Below are 18,104 nucleotides of genomic sequence, written 5' to 3'. Positions count from 1 at the left end.
CTTAGTCGCGTTAGTCAGATCGTGCTTGACAGCCTTGGTCAAAACTACTTCTGCAGGTACTCTTGCCCCGGCAGCTCGGATGGCAGCTCCATCTTCGTCGTCACCTCCGACGCCGGCAGAAGACCATATTCTTCGAGTGCCTTGCGCACGTACTCGGCGGCATCGATATTCAGCGGAGACTCCGTCCACAATGCAATCGGCAGGTTAATAAAGCGATTTTCCTTGACCGCCTCTAGATCCTTCGTTGCCGGATTCGTGCGCAAAACCTTGATCTTCTCTTCGAAGGTCTGACCTGGGTAGTCCACCAGCGCAATGAAGTCGGGTTCCGTTTCCGCGACATGTTCCCAGGACATCGTGGTCCAGGTGTCCTTAATAGATTCGGCTGCATTCGTCGCACCGGCCTTTTCCAGGATGCCCTGCGGTGCACCAAAAGAACCCGAGGTAAACGGCGCTTCACCGGCAGAGTCAAAGAGGAAGCCCACCGGCTTCTTGTCGCCCTTCGGCGCGGCATCCAGGGCTTGCAGACGGTTATCAATATCTGCAATAACCTTGTCGCCCTCACCGTCGTGTCCGGTCAAAGTAGCGATGTTCTTCAAATCGATTTTGACGGCTTCCCACGGGTCCACCAGACCACGAGTGTGCCCCGGGTCGCCACTGCCTTCCTTGCCCGCCGAGGCTGCGTCACCAGTGCGGCAAGATTCCGTCAGGGTGTAGGCACCGATACCGTGCTCGGAAAGCGATTCCGGGGTAATACCCTTATCCTCGCTAAATCCATAGCCCCAGCCCGCCAGCATCAGATCCGGATCGGCCGCAATAACCTGCTCCAGATTCGGGTATTCCTTCGCAACTTCTGGCTTCTGCGCAATTTCATCGCCGTAAGCTGCGGTCAACACCGGCAGGTGCGAGGCCATAGAGCTCACTGCAGTGATCTCATCCGCGGCCCCCACAGCTAGCGCCAGCGAGGCGATATTACCGTCGTTGATGAGCAGCTTTTTAGCTACACCCGGGTAGCTGACTTCTTCACCGCAGTTGGTGAGGGTAAGGCCTGACGACGAAGCCTGCGTTCCCTCATCAGAGCCACAGGCGGCGGCTCCGAATACCAGTGCAGCCACTGCGGTACCAGCTGCTGAGGCACGCAGGGGACGTCGGAAAGCATGTGCGTTATTCAAGGGAGTACTCCTAGTTGATGGTGGCAGCATCCAGCTCGCTATCGATTGCGAGATGACGGCGGCCAGAGGGAGAATTGAGCTGACAGGATTCAACCTGAAAGATTTTGGCGACGAAGTCGCGGGTCAGCACGTCTACGGGGATGCCGTCGGCCGCGATACCGCCGTCCGCGACCACGATGACGCGGTCGAAGTGGTTCATCACCAGGTCCAAGTCGTGGATGGCGGCAATGACACACGCTCCGCTGGAGCGGGCCAGCCGGAGGACGGATTGTTGATGGCGCACGTCGAGGTGGTTGGTGGGCTCGTCGAGAAGCATAATCGGCGAGTCCTGGGCGATGGCGCGCGCCAAACATACGCGACGACGTTGCCCGCCCGAGAGCTGCCCACACAGGCGTTGCGCGACTGTTTCCAGACCTACGAGCGCCAGCGCACGGTCGACGTGGGAGTTGTCCTCGGCAGTGTTGCCACCCAAAAGGCGCTGGTAGGGCAACCGACCGAGGGAGACAAAGTCGCGCACGCGCATTTCGGCGGGTGGGACCTCGTTTTGTGCGACGAAAGCGAGATCACGAGCGCGGTGCTTCGAGCTGATTGAACTCATCGATGTGCCGTTAATCTCGACCTCGCCCGCGGCCGGTTTCGTGATTCCGCCGAGCGCACGCAGCAACGTGGATTTGCCCGCGCCGTTAACACCGATGATGGCGGTCATGGGCTCCGCGCCGAAGCTGAGGTTGACTCCGCTGACGATGGTGCGTCCGGCGATGTCACAGCGCACATCTTTCGCGGAGAGGACAGATTTTTGTGGGGCGCTCATTTACTCGGCACCTCCGTAGCTGTAGTGCGAGCGGCTCATGAGGTAGAGGAAGAGCGGTGCGCCAACCAGTCCCGTGACCACGCCCAGCGGCATTTCCTGGCTTCCGCCCACTACGCGCGCGATGATGTCCACCCAGATGAGAAACAGCCCACCCATGAGTGCAGCAACCGGTAGGACAACGCGGTGCGTGGCACCTACCAAGATGCGGGTCAAGTGCGGAATCACCAGGCCGACAAACCAGATACCGCCCGATACCGCCACGAGCGTGCCGACGAGGACAGCCTGGAGCACAAATACCTGCGTGCGTAGCCGAGAAACGTCAATACCTACGGCCGCTGCGGTGCTCTCACCAGTTGCCAGCGCATCGAGATGACGGGCCTTGAACAGGAAAAACAACAGTACTGCGATGAGGACGATGAGCGGGAAGAGTGTCTTCACCCATGTCGCACCGGCAACCGAGCCCAGCATCCAAAACATCACAGACTGCGCGGCCCTCGGGTCTGGCCCAGCGAAGACCATGAAGCTACTCAGCGCGGAAAACGCAGCGGAGAGCACAACGCCAGAGAGCACCAAACGCAGCGGGGTTAGTCCTCCCCCGGCCGTAGCGAAGGCGCCGACTGCGAGGGTGGCCATGACTGCACCGAGGAGTGCGCCGAATGTCAGCGGCGCGATGGGGCTACCGGAGAAAGCACCAAAGATGATCACCGCGGTCGCACCGGCGCCGGCACCCGCGGAAATACCTAGCAGATACGGGTCTGCCAACGGGTTACGGACCAATGTCTGCATAGCCACACCGGAGACAGCTAGCCCCGCCCCTACAATCGCTGCGAGAATTCCCCGGGGAGCGCGGAGATTCCAGATGATGGTGTCCGAACTGGCGGGCACAGACTCATCGAGCTCAGTGCCGAAGAGGTGATGCGAAATGACCTGTGTCGTGGTGGACCAGGTGATATCCGCCGAGCCGAAGACCACCGCAGCGACCAGACTGACGGCAATGGCTATGACAATGACCAGCCCATAAATCCACGGCATAAACCGCGGCGGGCTTTTAATTCTGACTCTCTTCATGTTTGCGTTCCTGCGCATGTATGAAATTTCCCCCGGCACGACAACAACCGCCGCTCTCCCACTTCGGTGAGAAAACGACGGTTGAAGAAAACCGACTAACGCTTATTGAGCGCTTTTATGCAATCGGGCCACGAACCTTTTCGTAGGCCGCGCCGACCTTGTACAGACGATCATCACCGTGGCGCGGAGCCATAATCTGCAGGCCCACCGGCAGGCCGGTGTCTTCAGCCAGGCCCGACGGCACGGACATGCCACACATGCCGGCCAGGTTGAGCGGCAGAGTACACAGGTCGAACATGTACATGCTCAGCGGGTCGTCAACCTTCTCGCCCAGTTTGAACGCAGTGGTCGGAGTGGTCGGCGAGATCAGGACATCCACCTGTTCGAAGGCCCGCTCGAAGTCCTGCTGAATCAAGGTACGGACACGCTGTGCCTGGATGTAGTAGGCGTCGTAGTAGCCGACCGATAGCGCGTAGGTACCGATGATGATGCGTCGCTTAACCTCATCGCCGAAACCAGCGGCACGGGTCATAGCCATGACCTCATCGGCGGAGTGCGTACCGTCATCACCAACACGCTGGCCGTAACGCATGCCGTCGAAACGAGCCAGGTTGGAGCTGACCTCACACGGCAGAATCAGGTAGTACGCGCTCAGTGCGTGGTCGAAGTTCGGGCAATCGACCTCGACAACCTCCGCGCCAGCTTCCTTAAGCTTGTCGACGGCCTCGTGGAAGCTGTCCAGTACACCGGCCTGGTACCCCTCGGTGCGGTCAAACTGCTTGACGATGCCGACCTTAACCCCCGTGAGGTCACCGGTAGCACCTTCCTTGGCAGCAGCAACCACATCGGCAATCGGCTGCTCCGTGGAAGTCGAGTCGTTCTCGTCGTGGCCAGCAATGATTTCGTGCAACAGCGCGGTGTCCAGAACGGTACGCGCGGTCGGGCCACCCTGGTCCAACGAGGAGGCACAAGCGACCAGGCCGTAGCGGGATACCGTGCCATAGGTCGGCTTCACACCGACCGTTGCGGTCAGAGCTGCTGGCTGACGAATCGAGCCACCGGTGTCAGTACCGATAGCCAGCGGAGCCATACCGGAGGCCAGCGCCGCGGAAGAGCCACCACCGGAACCGCCTGCGGTGCGCTCAACATCCCACGGGTTGTGAGTCGGGCCGTAAGCGGAGTTCTCAGTCGACGAGCCCATCGCGAACTCATCCATGTTGGTCTTACCCAGGATTGGGATGCCAGCTGCACGCAACTTGGCAGTAACCGTTGCGTCGTAAGGGCTCATGTAGCCCTCGAGCATCTTGGAAGCGCAGGTGGTCGGCGCATCGGTGGTAGTGAAGACATCCTTCAGCGCCAGCGGAACACCGGCCAGTGCGGAGGCCGGCTCCTCGCCAGCATCCAGCGACTCATCGACCTTGCGAGCTGCAGCCAGGGCCTCTTCGGCACCGACGTGCAGGAATGCGTGAATGTCCTCATCAATTGCCGCGATACGGTCGAGGAACGCCTGGGTGACCTCTACCGAGGTCAGCTCACGAGCGTGAATCTTCTGTGCGAGCTCAAAAGCGCTCAGCCCCAGAATCGGGTCCTCAGCAACAGCGGCATGCAGGTTCGGGTTAGCTGCAGTCATTTCTTCCACGTACTCCTACTCGCCGAGAATCTGGGGAACTTCGAAGCGCTGGCGGTCCTGCGACGGCGCCTGGTCCAGCGCCTGCTCCGCAGTCAGCGTCGGCTTGACGACGTCCTCGCGCATCACACCGGACAGCGAAGAGGGGTGACTCATCGGTTCAACATCATCCGTAGCCACCTTTTGAACGGCCTGGACGTGGTTAATAATGCCGTCGATCTGACCGGCGAACTCGTCGAGTTCCGCGTCAGTCAGAGCCAGACGGGACAATCGCGCTAGGTGGGCGACCTCATCGCGTGAGATAGCTGGCACGCTAGTACCCCTTTCATTTCTTCGTACGAAGCTAGTGCACAGAAGTTTAGTTGAAACTGATTTTGAACCGCGCGAGCGGGCTGTACTTGCCAACAGTAGTCGTTGTCGCCAAGCAGTTGTCCGCAGGGTCTTACATTTCAAAGGTTTACCCTGTAGCCTAAATCACTACTTCTATAGTTACACCGCAACAATCACTATCAATTATTCGAAAGGTTGTGCACACAGCCATGAGTTACCTCCTTCGCATCCAGCTTCCCGACGAACCAGGCGCACTTGGCTACGTCGCGGCTGCCCTGGGCGAAGTAGAAGGTGATATTCGCAGTGTCGATGTCGTAGATTACGGCGCTAATGGCGTTGTTGTTGACGACATCGTGGTCGACCTGCCCATGGGCCTGCTACCGGACACACTGATTACAGCGGCTCAGTCCATTAGCGGAGTGGAAGTCGATTCAATTAGGCCTTTCTCCGGCTCGGTTGACCGCCGCGGACAGATTGCACTGCTGGCCAAGTTCTCACAGCACACGAAGAACTTGGATCGTGCCCTCGGAGATGTCGTCGACGGCCTGCCTCAGACTATGACTGCCGGCTGGGCTATCGTCCTCGGCGAACAGAGCGATGGCCGCTGGGTACGTCGTGCTTCCTCTACCGCTGCTCCAGAGGATAACGGCCGGACTCTGCCGGAAGCCCCAATTGACTCGCCGCGAAACCTCGATCCGGACGAAGAAACGTGGCTGCCGGAGGACTGGACAGTTATGGACTCCTCCATTGCCGCCACTCCGATGGGCAAGGGCCTCGTTCTCGTTATTGGCCGGCCCGGCGGGCCGGACTTCCTACCAAGTGAGGTCGAGCACTTGGGCCGGATTGGCACGATTGTCGGCGCGATCATCGACTAGGAGCGGCTAATGGGCTGCCCTCTTCTGAGGGCTGCCCCCTTCTGCTCGAAGCTCTTACCCTAAGGCTCCTCCCCTATGGAGCGCAGTGATTCACGCTTAGCGGTAAAGTCTGGAACTGATACCAGTCAATAAGGAGCTTCTTTGATGTCGAACTTGAGTGACCTCGTCGGATCCCACATTCGTGCCGAGTCCGGCCGTGTCCCCCAGTCGTCCACTGAGATGGAATTCTGGTCCGGTCTGTCACGGGTTGTTGTCGATGACCTAGCGGACAACTGGCAGCGCACCACGGAGGCATACGCTGCTACCCGCCAGCAGCACTACTTCTCCGCCGAGTTCCTCATGGGTCGCGCCCTACTGAACAACCTGCTCAATGCAGGTCTGGTGGATGAGGCCTCTACTGCCGTGGAAAAGTACGGCAAGAATCTGACAGACGTGCTCGAGGCCGAACACGACGCCGCTCTCGGTAACGGTGGCCTGGGTCGTCTGGCCGCCTGCTTCCTGGATTCCTGTGCCACGCAGAATCTGCCGGTGACCGGTTATGGCATCCTCTACCGCTACGGTCTGTTCAAGCAGACCTTCGAAGATGGCTTCCAGGATGAGCACCCGGACCCGTGGATGGAAGAGGGCTACCCCTTCGTCATTCGTCGCGAGGAACTGTCCAAGATTGTCACCTTTGATGACTTGGTCGTGCGCGCTGTTCCATATGACATGCCAATTACCGGCTACGGCACCGATAACGTCGGCACACTGCGCCTGTGGCACTCGGAGCCGATGCGTGAGTTCGACTATGACGCCTTCAACTCGCAGCGCTTCACCGACGCCATTGTCGAGCGTGAACGCGTCCATGACCTGTGCCGCGTGCTCTACCCGAATGACTCGACCTATGACGGCAAGGTCCTGCGTGTCCGCCAGCAGTACTTCTTCGTCTCCGCTTCGCTGCAGACGATGATCGATTCTTACATCGAGAATCACGGCGAGGACCTGCGCGATTTCCACAAGTACAACTCCATTCAGCTCAATGACACCCACCCGGTGCTCGCTATCCCAGAGCTGATGCGTCTGCTCCTGGATGAGCACGATATGAGCTGGGACGACGCCTGGAACGTCGTGTCCAACACCTTCGCCTATACCAACCACACCGTTCTGGCAGAAGCGTTGGAGACCTGGGAATACTCCATTTTTGACCGTCTCTTCGGCCGCGTTCTGGAAATCACCCGCGAGATCGACCGCCGCTTCCGCGAAGACCTCGCGGAGCGCGGCTTCGACCAGGGCAAGATTGACTACATGGCGCCGATTTCTCATGGTCGCATCCACATGGCGTGGATCGCCTGCTACGCCGCGTACTCCATCAACGGTGTTGCTGCCCTGCACACGGAGATCATTAAGCGCGAAACGTTGAAGGACTGGCACGATATCTGGCCGGAGCGCTTCAACAACAAGACCAACGGAGTCACCCCGCGCCGCTGGCTCAACCAGTGCAACCCGCGCCTGTCGGCACTGCTGACTCGCCTGTCGGGTTCGGACGCCTGGGTCACTGACCTGGACAAGCTCGCTGAGCTCGAAAAGTTTGCTGACGACGAGGCCGTGTTGCGTGAGATTCTCGAGATCAAGCACGAGAACAAGAAGGACTTCGCCACCTGGCTGGAGCACCGCCAGGGTATTTCGGTGAACCCGGACGCCATCTTCGATACCCAGATTAAGCGTCTGCACGAGTACAAGCGCCAGCTTCTCAACGCGCTCTACATCCTGGATCTCTACTACCGCATCAAGGAAGACCCAACGCTGGACGTGCCACCGCGCGTATTCATCTTCGGTGCCAAAGCCGCCCCAGGCTACGTTCGCGCGAAGGCCATCATTAAGTTCATCAATGCTATCGCGGACAAGGTCAACAACGATCCGGACATGGACGGCCGCCTGCAGGTCGCCTTCGTTGAGAATTACAACGTCACCCCGGCAGAGCACATCATCCCGGCCACCGACATCTCCGAGCAGATTTCCACTGCCGGTAAGGAGGCTTCGGGTACCTCGAACATGAAGTTCATGATGAACGGCGCACTGACGCTGGGCACCATGGACGGCGCAAACGTCGAAATCGTCGACGCCGCCGGCGAAGAAAACGCCTACATCTTCGGTGCGCTGGAAGAGGAACTGCCGGAGCTGCGCCGCACCTACAGCCCGCGTGGCACTTACGAAACGGTGCCGGGCCTCAAACGCGCGGTCGATTCGCTTGTCGACGGCACTTTTGCTGACGGTGGCAGCGGAATGTTCCACGACCTGCACTTCTCGCTGCTGGAGTCCAACGGGTACGAGCCGGCCGATGTTTACTACGTCCTCGGCGACTTCGCTGACTACCGCGAGACCCGCGACCGCATGGCGGAAGACTACCGCGACGAGCTGGCATGGGCCAAGAAGTGCTTCCTGAACATCATCCGTTCGGGCCGCTTCTCCTCCGACCGCACCATCCGCGATTACGCCAATGAGGTCTGGAAGCTGGAAGAGACCAAGATTTAGGCCCCGGCTGGGCCAAATCCTGGCTGGGCTAGCCCCAGCTAGGCCTGACCAGTTTCCAGCAACCGCTTGAACCCATCCTCATCCAGGATGGACAAGCCCAGTTCCTCGGCCTTTGTGGCCTTGGAGCCGGCGTTTTCGCCAACCACCACGTAGTCGGTCTTCTTCGACACCGACCCTGCGGCCTTACCGCCACGGGAGATAATGGCTTCCTTCGCGCTGTCGCGAGTGAAGTCCTCCAAAGAGCCGGTGACTACCACGGTCAATCCCTCTAGCACCTGATCTGGACGATCGGCGACCTCATCGGCCATGCGCACACCCGCGGCTTCCCAGCGCTCGACAACCTCGCGGTGCCAGTCCACCTCGAACCAGTCAGCCACGGAATCGCCGATGATCTCGCCAATGCCATCGATGGCCGAAATCTCTTCGCGGCTCGCAGCGCGCAGCGCCTCCATCGAGCCGAACTTCTGTGCCAAGGTCCGCGCCACTGTTGGGCCCACATGACGAATGGACAGGCTGACCAATACGCGCCACAGCTCTTTATCCTTAGCTGCCTCGATATTGGCCAACAGCTTCTTACCATTGGCATTCAGCGTTTTCCGCGAAGCCGTAGTGTAGACCTCAGTGCCGAGCAAATCTTCCTCGGTGAGGTCGAAGAGGCGGGACTCGTCGTCAAGCACGCCGCGATGAATCAAATCGGCAGCGCCCCTCTCCCCCAGGTTTTCGATATCAAACCCGGAGCGGGAGGCGAGGAATTCAATTCGACGACGCAGCTGGCCTGGGCAGTAGCGGGTATTGGGGCAACGCCAATCGGCATCGCTGTCCTTTGCCGGAGCCAAACGAGTACCGCACTCGGGGCAGAGAGTCGGGTAAATGTACTTTCGCTCGCTACCATCTCGGAGATCGGCCACGGGACCGAGCACCTCTGGAATCACGTCACCGGCCTTGCGGATAGTCACACGGTCCCCGATGAGCACACCCTTTCGGTGCACTTCAGAAGGGTTGTGTAGCGTCGCCATCTCGACAGTTGACCCGGCCACGAAAACCGGCTTCATCACGGCATATGGCGTCGCACGACCAGTTCGGCCGATGGAAACTCGAATATCCAGCAGGTCCGTGGTGACCTCTTCTGGCGGATACTTGTAGGCAATCGCCCAGCGCGGTGCCCGCGAGGTCGCGCCCAACGCGCGCTGCTCGGAAAGGGAGTCAACCTTGACCACAAGCCCGTCCATCTCGTGGATGGCGTCGTGGCGGTGCTCGCCCCAGTACTGCATCTGCTTGACGACGTCATCCGCGGAATGAACCTGCTTTGTATACGGCGACACGTGGAAACCCCACTCGTCCAAGGCACGATATGCCTCGTGCTGGGACTGTGGACGCCAGCCCTCGATATGACCAATTCCATGGCAAATCATGGACAACCGGCGCTTGGCCACTTCTGCAACATCCTTCTGTCGCAGGGAACCGGCGGCGGCGTTACGGGGGTTGGCAAACGGCTTCTGACCCGCTTCGACGCGATCGGCGTTGATGCGTTCGAACTCTTCCAACGAGATAAAGACTTCACCACGCACCTCGAGCACGTCGGGAATGTTCTCGCCACTGATTTCATGCGGAATATCTTCGATAGTGCGCGCATTGGCGGTGACGTTCTCCCCCACGCGGCCGTCTCCACGGGTGGCGGCTCGAACTAGGCGACCCTTCTCATAGACCAGGTCGATAGACAAGCCATCGATTTTCAGCTCGGTCAGATACGTGCTGGCCGGAGTGCGGGCCAGCCAGCCGCGCAACTCCTGCTCATCGAAAACATTGTCCAAGCTGTAGAGGCGTTCGAGGTGCTCAACGGGCTCGAACACTTCCCCGTCGGCAGGCGTGTCGACCTGCGCACCGACCTGCTGCGTGGGGCTGTCCGGCACCACCAGATCGGGCCACTGCTCCTCTAACCGCTGCAGTTGACGGAACATCTCGTCATACTCAGCATCGGAGATAACCGGCTGCGCGGTGTAGTACAGCGCAGCGTTTTCACGAATGCGAGTTGCTAGCTCTTGCCACTTCTCCCGGACGTCCGCCGGCGCTGGCTCGGAGGCGGGGGCGCTGGAAAACGAAGACAAATCGGAGGTTGACAGGTCGGAGTTCTCATCGGTCGAGGAAGTCACGTCGCTCATTCTATGTCATTGCCCGGATGCGCCGGGGGACACGGAAATTCTCTTGACCTTGTTCCTGCCCCTCAGCGAATCCGCACTCTCCGCTACAGTTGAGACATGCATAATTTCGATCCGCGACGCATGCTCGCGTTTGATCTGGAGACTACCGGCACGGATCCTCGCACCTGCAAGATTGTCACTTCCGCGCTGGTCCGACTGACTGAGCAGGGCAAAGATTCCACCATCATGCTCGCTGATCCCGGTGTTGAAATTCCGCAAGCTGCGTCTGATGTGCATGGCATCACTACTGAAAAAGCTCGCGCGGAGGGGCGCCCGCACGATGAAGTGCTAGCGGATACCATTGCCGGCCTTCGAGCTGCCTGGCGCGATGGTCTGACCGTAGTGGCCTATAACGCGGCCTATGATCTGACGGTACTGCGCTCGCAGGATCCCAGTTTTACCGTTGACGGCCTCGTCGTCGACCCCTTTGTGCTGGATAATTACTTCGACCCGGAACGTCGTGAAAAACGCACATTGACTGATGTCTCCCGCCATTATCAGGTGCGCCTGGACGGGGCACATGATGCCACCGAAGATGCTCTGGCGGCTGCGCGCATCGCATGGGTGATGGCGCGCCACTACCGGGAGCTAACCGAAAAATCGGGAGAAGAGCTGATGGAGCTGCAGGCCGTCGCGTACTACCGGTACAAGAAAAACTTGCAGCAGTACCTGGCCGAAAAGGGTAAGGATACGTCGGACTTCACCTTCGGGTGGCCGATGGACTAAGCAGCGGGTTCCCCCCCCACCCTCTCCGGCCCTCCCAATATCCAGAGTTTTGTGATTATCCAATGGAAACCAAATATCCAAAATTCGGCGGTGTATCCAAGTTATCCAAGCCGATGTGGATTATCCATTGCTATGATTGATGCGTGACCACTCGCAGCGACAAGGCCATCTCCATCCCACGCAATCCTTTCCACCCCACATTCGGCCGATCCCCGGCCATCATCGGTGGGCGCGATGTCGAGCTGGACTCGTTTGAGCTGGCTCTGGCGGAAGGCCCCGGTAATCCCTGGCGAACCGCGCTAATTTCCGGTACCCGCGGAATCGGCAAGACGGTACTTCTCAACGAGTTTGAAGCCGCAGCAAAGCAACTGGGATGGATTGTGCTGCGTGCTCACATCGGCTCTGAAATGATTTCTGAACTCACCGATGTCACCATTCCGCGCGCTTTCAGTGCCATTGACAGTGCACCGACGGGCAGGGGCCGTCACCTCACCGGCCTGTCCATCGCCGGCATTGGCGGGTTTAAGACGGAAGTCAGCACTTCTCAGCCCGAGCCCGGCAGGAATCTGCTCAGCCAACTTCAGGATCTCTCGGCTCTCCTCATGCCACAGGGATCCGGCATCTTGCTCACTCTCGACGAAGTGCAAAGTGCAGAACCCGCACAGCTCAACGAAATTGCCCATGCAATCCAGGACCTAAATCGCGACGATGCGGAGATTGCCTTTGTCGCAGCCGGGCTGCCCAGCGGTATCGAAGACTTGCTCCAGCTAGAGGGCGCAACATTCTTACGCCGTGCCGAACGCGTGTCTCTGGGCCGATTGGACGTGGAGACCACCAAGGACATCATTCGCAGAACTGCAGAACTCGGCGAACGCGCGATGACCGAGGATGCCGTCGAGCTGGCCGCTGAACTCAGCCACGGCTACCCGTATCTCATACAGACCATTGGCTCAGTCGCTTGGGCGAAGGCCAGGTTGGCCCACTCGGACACCATTACCGCTCAGCATGTCTCGGATGCCGCAGCGGAATCCATCCGCCGCATCGGGCTGCAAGTTCATGCGCCCAGCCTGCGGAAAGTGCCACCTCGCCAGATTGATTTTCTCAAAGCGATGGCGCGCCTCTCTCCCAATGGAAAGCCCGTGGCCACGAGCGTCATCGCAGAGACCATGGGACGCAAACTCTCTGGCATCTCACAGCTTCGCCATGACCTGATTTACCGCGAGTTGATTGTGTCAGCGTCAACGGGATACGTGGAATTCACGCTTCCCTACTTCGCCGACTACCTCAATACGCTGGTGGAATAAGGTCGCTATTCGTCGCGAGCCAAGTCACCGGCTGCCCGACGAAGAAGCTCCGTGGCATTGCGGCCTGCGCCGAGTTGCGCCTGTGCTTCTTCATTGGAGCTGGCAGCAAAGCCGCCCATCGGCGCCAGATTCAGGCTCTCAGCAATCTGTAGGCGCGAATAGCCCAGCTCATCCCAGAACAGCGCTGCTTGCTCAGCGAGTGCTCGAGCCGGTGTCGCCACCGGGACGCCCGTGTGCTCTTCTCGCTCCGTGACCGTCACTGGCACAATACCTAGCTCCAGGGACATATCGGCACCGACCACGGCAGCCGCAAAATCCAGTTGCTGCGTGGTGGTCAGTTCTTTGCGAGGTAGCCACACTCCGGCCGCACCGGAATCCGCCAAGGCCTGAACAGCCAGGCCATCGGGGCTCGACAGCGCGATGGTCACTTCGATGTCGTCGTCACGCAGCGGCCCCGTGACCTCGAGGAAGATCTCCGCGATCTCGCGGTGCCCCTGGGCGGGGAGATAGCCCGCGTTGCCCATCAGCATGGACGGGGCCTTGATTTTGCCCTGTGCGACTGCACCGAGTGCGGGTTCTGCCAGAAGTACCTCGATGTCGCTGTCGAAACGCCGACGGACATCGGCGATGTGGGAAGCCAATCCCGCGGCCAGCGACTGCGCGAAGTATTTCACGGCGCCGCGGTCAACGGCGATGAGATGGCCTGCGGCATTTTCCACCGAAGTCGCCATCGTCCATGGGCCGAGAGCGGTCAGGCGAATTTTCTGCGGGGTGCGTCCCCACGCTTCCTCGCACGCGTCGATGTCGCGGTGGAGATAATCAGTGGCCAAGGCACTCGCGCGACCACGACGGTCGGCGACTTTCCAGGAGCGCGCTCCCCTGTCGACGACGAGGTCAGCCATGAGGGCGGCCGTGCGACCGACGGCATCGGCGCCGAACCCACGGGCGGGCAACGTCGGTAGCGTGAGGTGACCTTCCAGGCATTCGCCAATGACAATCTCTGCCGTCTCGTGTGGATTGCGGCCCGGCATCGGGCCAAGGCCGACAAAGGAGGTCACGACAAGTCCTCTTCACGGGCGGTCGAGACAATCGTGCCGGAGCCCAGCACGTAGTCGCCCGCAGTGTCAGTGTGGTACAAAACAGCGGCCTGACCAGGAGCGACACCACGAAGCGGATCGCTCAGGTGCAGCCGGAAGGCGCCACCGCGTCCGGTGACGTCATCGTCAGGTCCTGCCAGCACTTCAATGCGGCAGTCGATGGGGCGACCGTGCGCACGCACCTGCACCTGCAGCTTGCCGGCCTCCGAGGCAGCGAGTACCTCATCCGGGTTGGCCAGCCAGATGGCACGGTCGGCCTCGAGCACGTTGACATTCAGGTCCACAGCCGTGCCGATTGTCACCGTGCCGGTCTCTGCATCAATGCCGGTGACATAGCGCGGCTTGCCATCCGGCATCGGCCCCGCCAGGCCAATCCCCTTGCGCTGACCAATGGTGAAACCGTAGACACCGTCGTGCTCAGCGACGGTGTCGCCAGTTTCCTTATCCACAATGGTGCCCGGGCGACGGCCAATCTTCGCGCCCAGGAACGCCTTGGTATTGCCATCCGGGATGAAGCAGATGTCGTAAGAGTCCGGCTTGTTGGCAGTGCCTAGTCCCATCCCGCGGGCTTCTTCACGAATCTCTGGCTTCTCGGTGTTTCCTACCGGGAACATCGAGCGCTGCAGCTGCTCGCGATCCAGCACGCCCAGGACATAGGACTGGTCCTTCTTCGCATCGCGGCCGCGGCGCAACAGGCCGTCGTCGCCAAGCAAAGCGTAGTGCCCCGTGACCACAGCGTCGAAGCCGAGCGCGATGCCGCGCTCTAGTAGAGCGGCGAACTTGATGCGTTCATTGCAGCGCAGGCATGGGTTCGGCGTCTCGCCGCGCTCGTAGGAGTCGTAGAAGTCATCCATGACCTCTTCCTTGAAGCGCTCGGAGAAATCCCAGACGTAGAAGGGAATGCCCAGCTCATCGCAGACGCGGCGGGCATCGCCGGAGTCCTCTAGCGAACAGCAGCCGCGGGATCCGGCGCGAACGGACTGCGGATCTTTCGACAGCGCCAAGTGCACGCCGACGACCTCGTGACCTGCGGCCAATGCACGCGCCGCAGCCACGGAAGAATCCACACCACCGCTCATTGCTGCAAGAACTCGCATTGCGTTGCAACCTTTCCCCTCTAGATTTTGTGCACGTGTCACCGTACCACCACGGGGCAAAAACTAAGCCATGCCAGCACGCCGCGCCCGCTCGACCGTTTCCGGCAGCGCCGAAATGACGGCGTCGACATCCGCCTGCGTCGAGGTGTACCCCAGCGTAAAACGAATCGACGACCGCGCTTCCGGCTCCGAAACGCCCATCGCCATCAGCACGTGCGAGGGACGATTAACGCCCGCGCTACATGCCGATCCCGTAGAACAGTCAATTCCCGCCGCATCGAACAGCATGATCAAACTATCGGCCTCCGCGCCCGGGAAGCTGGCGTAGACATGCCCCGGCAAAGCGAGCTCGCTGGTGTGGATAATCGCACCGTCGATGTGCATGATTGCCCTGATGAGCTGCTGCGTCAGACCGCGGATTCGCTCATTGTCCGCCGCCATCGTGTCCACCGCCGCGCGCAGTCCTGCCGCCATGCCCGCCGCCGACGCCACGTCCTGCGTGCCCGAACGCAGTCCGCGTTCCTGCCCGCCGCCGTTGTTATGCGGGGTAAGTTTCGCTTCACGACGAACAAGCAGCGCCCCAATCCCACGGGGACCGCCGAACTTGTGCGCGGAGATGGCCATTGTAGTGGCGCCACTTGCGTGGAAATCAATGGGCAGATGTCCGGCTGCCTGCACAGCATCGATATGGAAAGGCACGCGAGCATCCTTCGCCCGCTTGGCAATCTCCTCCACCGGCTGGATGGTGCCGGTCTCATTGTTCGCCCACATGCACGTCACCAGCGCGGTGTTCTGCCGACTCATCTCCGGGAACTGCACCATGTCAACGCGACCATCAGCACCTACAGGAGCCTCAACAATCTTGGCCCAGTGTTCCTTTTCCAGATGGTGGCATGTCTTCAACACTGCATCGTGCTCGATTGGTGGAACCACAATGTCCGAGCCAGAGGCCTTGAAGTACAGGCCTGAAATCGCTAGATTGTCGGCCTCAGTTCCACCGGAAGTAAAAACTACCTCGATGGGATCGGCACTGAGCAGCTCTGCAATTTCTTCTCGGGACTCTTCCAGAACCTTTTTCGCAATGCGTGCGGTGGCGTACTGCCCCGAGGGGTTGGCCAGACCTAGGTTCTCGACCATTGCCGTGCGCGCTTCTGGGCGCAATGGTGTAGTCGCGGCATGATCCACAAAGTAACGGGTCTTCGCAGCAGACTTCATTTCACTCTTCTCGTCCGGAGCGGCAACGATGTGGTCATTAAGCATGCAGGCAGTATAACGCTGCGTGCGCCTTATGCTCACTATCCGCCATAGTTAAACCTCACTGTCTGCACGAACAGATGAGTAGGACCAAAAAAATGCTCGGGGCGGGAACAGACAGGAAATCTGTGCCCACCCCGAGCGGGTAGTTGCTAGCCGAGTTGACTCTCGGCCAGCAGCCTTACGCAACTAGCAGCCTTAAGGCAAGTGCGTATTACTTCAGGTTCTCGATAGCCTGCGGGACAACGTCGAACAGGTCACCGACGACACCGAAGTCAGCAATCTCGAACAGCGGAGCCTCTTCGTCCTTGTTGACCACAACGATGGTCTTGGAGGTCTGCATACCTGCCTTGTGCTGGATAGCACCGGAAATACCCAGAGCAACGTAGAGGTCCGGGGAAACGGTCTTACCGGTCTGGCCAACCTGGAACTGACCCGGGTAGTAGCCAGCGTCAACAGCAGCACGGGAAGCACCAACAGCTGCGCCGAGAACGTCTGCCAGCGGCTCAACAACGTTCTTGAAGCCATCCTCGGATGCGACACCGCGGCCACCGGAAACAACCAGCTTAGCCTCGGTCAGCTCCGGACGGTCGCCGCCCTCAGCCGGTGCGAAGGAAACGATCTCGACAGCGTTGTTGCCGATCTCTGGGAATGCAATCTCGGTAACGTCAGCGGAACCGGACTTCTCCTCCGGGTCAACGGAGCCCGGACGCAGAGCGTAGACCGGGGATGCGCCGTAGCCGACACCGTCAACGATGTACTCGCCACCGAAGATGGAGTACTTAACGGAAGCGTCATCGTTGATAGCAACAACGTCGGACAGCAGACCGGAACCGGTCAGCGCAGCGACGCGGCCAGCGATTTCCTTGCCGGTTGCGGAAGCGGAAACCAGCACCGGAACCTCACGCTCGGAGGCCAGGCCGACGAGAACGTCAACCTCAGGGGTGATCAGGTACTTGTCGGCATCGTCGGACTCAGCAGCGAGAATCTCGCCAGCGCCGTAGGAGGCCAGGGTGTCTGCGAAGCCAGCAGCGGTACCCGGGGTACCCACGACAACTGCGGCCGGGGTGCCGAATGCGGAAGCAGCGGTCAGCAGTTCAGCGGTGGTGTTCTTCAGCTCGCCATTTGCGTGCTCGACGAGAACGAGGACGTCGGTCATAGTGATCTTTCTCCTACTTGTATCTCTATTTGTCTTCTATTCGCGTCAAGCGCCTTAGATGAACTTCTGGGCCTTGAGGTACTCGGCCAGCTTGGCGCCGCCGTCTCCCTCATCGTTAATGCGCTCACCAGCGGTCTTAGCCGGCTTCGGAGTGGAGCCAGTGACACCGGTAGCTGCGTTTTCGAGACCAACCTGCTCTGCCTCAGCAGCAACATCGTCCAGAGTCAGCTCGGTGACCGGCTTCTTCTTAGCGGCCATGATGCCCTTGAAGGATGCGAAGCGCGGGCTATTAGCCTTCTCAGTGACGGAGACGACTGCCGGCAGGGATGCCTTGAGCTGGTAGATGCCGTCTTCAACCTCGCGCTCACCGGTGATGGAGTCACCTTCGATAGCGACAGAGCGCAGGTGAGTCAGAACCGGCAGGTCGCGGTAGACACCGAGGATAGCCGGGACGGAGCCGGTGCCACCGTCGGTGGAGGCGTTACCGGTGACGATGAGGTCAACATCTTCGAGGGTGTCAATGACGTTGGACAGAGCCCATGCGGTCTGAACAGCGTCGGAACCTTCAAGTGCGTCGTCCGAAAGAATGACGGCGTCGTCTGCGCCCATGGACAGAGCCTTGCGCAGTGCCTCGATGGCACGATCCGGGCCAACAGTTGCGACGGTAACGTTTCCGCCGTGCTCTTCCTTCAGCTGCAGGGCAGCCTCAACAGCGTTCTCATTAATTTCGTCGAGAACTGCGTCTGCAGACTCACGATCGAGGACAAACTTGTCATCGGTGAGCTTACGCTCGGACCAGGTGTCCGGAACCTGCTTGACCAGAACCACGATGTTCGGCATTTTTCTGTCGTCCTTACTGGTTGATTACTGGTGAACGT

Annotated in this window: 15 protein-coding genes; 4 read left to right on the top strand and 11 right to left on the bottom strand. The window is 59.9% G+C overall.

Annotation, left to right across the window (positions count from 1 at the left end; translation table 11 throughout):
- Positions 1–44: 44 nt before the first annotated feature.
- The 5 genes from AB1Z34_RS05800 to gatC all read right to left on the bottom strand — a co-directional run bounded on the left by AB1Z34_RS05800 (position 45) and on the right by gatC (position 4,987).
- Positions 45–1,169 (bottom strand): ABC transporter substrate-binding protein, encoded by a 1,125-nt coding sequence (locus AB1Z34_RS05800; protein WP_367158038.1) that lies wholly within the window; start codon positions 1,167–1,169, stop codon positions 45–47.
- A 10-nt stretch (positions 1,170–1,179) separates the two neighbouring features.
- On the bottom strand, positions 1,180–1,980 hold the full coding sequence (locus AB1Z34_RS05795) for an ABC transporter ATP-binding protein (protein WP_367158037.1): 801 nt from the start codon (positions 1,978–1,980) through the stop codon (positions 1,180–1,182).
- On the bottom strand, positions 1,981–3,012 hold the full coding sequence (locus tag AB1Z34_RS05790) for a FecCD family ABC transporter permease (protein ID WP_367158053.1): 1,032 nt from the start codon (positions 3,010–3,012) through the stop codon (positions 1,981–1,983).
- A gap of 151 nt (positions 3,013–3,163) precedes the next feature.
- Positions 3,164–4,678 carry an Asp-tRNA(Asn)/Glu-tRNA(Gln) amidotransferase subunit GatA gene (gene gatA / locus AB1Z34_RS05785; RefSeq protein ID WP_016422480.1) on the bottom strand — a complete coding sequence of 505 codons (1,515 nt, stop codon included), beginning with the start codon at positions 4,676–4,678 and terminating at the stop codon, positions 3,164–3,166.
- A 15-nt stretch (positions 4,679–4,693) separates the two neighbouring features.
- Entirely contained in the window at positions 4,694–4,987 is a 294-nt protein-coding gene (gatC, locus tag AB1Z34_RS05780; protein ID WP_070603746.1) for an Asp-tRNA(Asn)/Glu-tRNA(Gln) amidotransferase subunit GatC, read from the bottom strand.
- 227 nt (positions 4,988–5,214) lie between these two features.
- On the opposite strand from gatC, the gene AB1Z34_RS05775 reads away from it, so the two are divergent.
- Complete coding sequence (locus AB1Z34_RS05775) at positions 5,215–5,880, top strand: amino acid-binding ACT domain protein (protein ID WP_048735304.1); 666 nt, start codon at positions 5,215–5,217, stop codon at positions 5,878–5,880.
- Between the two features lie 144 nt (positions 5,881–6,024).
- Complete coding sequence (locus AB1Z34_RS05770; protein ID WP_088611488.1) at positions 6,025–8,391, top strand: glycogen/starch/alpha-glucan phosphorylase; 2,367 nt, start codon at positions 6,025–6,027, stop codon at positions 8,389–8,391.
- A gap of 38 nt (positions 8,392–8,429) precedes the next feature.
- Here the strand turns inward: AB1Z34_RS05770 and ligA are convergent, their stop codons facing one another.
- Positions 8,430–10,550 carry an NAD-dependent DNA ligase LigA gene (ligA, locus tag AB1Z34_RS05765; RefSeq protein ID WP_367158035.1) on the bottom strand — a complete coding sequence of 707 codons (2,121 nt, stop codon included), beginning with the start codon at positions 10,548–10,550 and terminating at the stop codon, positions 8,430–8,432.
- Positions 10,551–10,646: 96 nt separating this feature from the next.
- On the opposite strand from ligA, the gene AB1Z34_RS05760 reads away from it, so the two are divergent.
- On the top strand, positions 10,647–11,315 hold the full coding sequence (locus AB1Z34_RS05760) for a 3'-5' exonuclease (RefSeq protein ID WP_042388608.1): 669 nt from the start codon (positions 10,647–10,649) through the stop codon (positions 11,313–11,315).
- 143 nt (positions 11,316–11,458) lie between these two features.
- A complete protein-coding gene (locus AB1Z34_RS05755; protein WP_016422475.1) occupies positions 11,459–12,619 on the top strand; it encodes an ATP-binding protein in 1,161 nt (386 codons plus the stop codon).
- A 5-nt stretch (positions 12,620–12,624) separates the two neighbouring features.
- Here the strand turns inward: AB1Z34_RS05755 and AB1Z34_RS05750 are convergent, their stop codons facing one another.
- From AB1Z34_RS05750 to AB1Z34_RS05730, 5 genes are all read right to left on the bottom strand, one after another.
- Positions 12,625–13,677 carry a hypothetical protein gene (locus tag AB1Z34_RS05750; RefSeq protein ID WP_016422474.1) on the bottom strand — a complete coding sequence of 351 codons (1,053 nt, stop codon included), beginning with the start codon at positions 13,675–13,677 and terminating at the stop codon, positions 12,625–12,627.
- Positions 13,674–14,813 (bottom strand): tRNA 2-thiouridine(34) synthase MnmA, encoded by a 1,140-nt coding sequence (mnmA, locus tag AB1Z34_RS05745; protein WP_016422473.1) that lies wholly within the window; start codon positions 14,811–14,813, stop codon positions 13,674–13,676. The genes AB1Z34_RS05750 and mnmA overlap by 4 nt, the downstream gene beginning before the upstream one ends.
- Positions 14,814–14,876: 63 nt before the next feature.
- Entirely contained in the window at positions 14,877–16,028 is a 1,152-nt protein-coding gene (locus AB1Z34_RS05740) for a cysteine desulfurase family protein (RefSeq protein ID WP_042389246.1), read from the bottom strand.
- 253 nt (positions 16,029–16,281) lie between these two features.
- A complete protein-coding gene (locus AB1Z34_RS05735; protein ID WP_016422471.1) occupies positions 16,282–17,226 on the bottom strand; it encodes an electron transfer flavoprotein subunit alpha/FixB family protein in 945 nt (314 codons plus the stop codon).
- A gap of 54 nt (positions 17,227–17,280) precedes the next feature.
- Entirely contained in the window at positions 17,281–18,066 is a 786-nt protein-coding gene (locus tag AB1Z34_RS05730) for an electron transfer flavoprotein subunit beta/FixA family protein (RefSeq protein WP_048735284.1), read from the bottom strand.
- Positions 18,067–18,104 lie beyond the last annotated feature (38 nt).

Source organism: Corynebacterium sp. 045007, from assembly GCF_040743205.1.
Classification (GTDB): Bacteria; Actinomycetota; Actinomycetes; order Mycobacteriales; family Mycobacteriaceae; genus Corynebacterium; species Corynebacterium jeikeium_D.
This window is presented reverse-complemented; position numbering and strand designations above follow the sequence as displayed.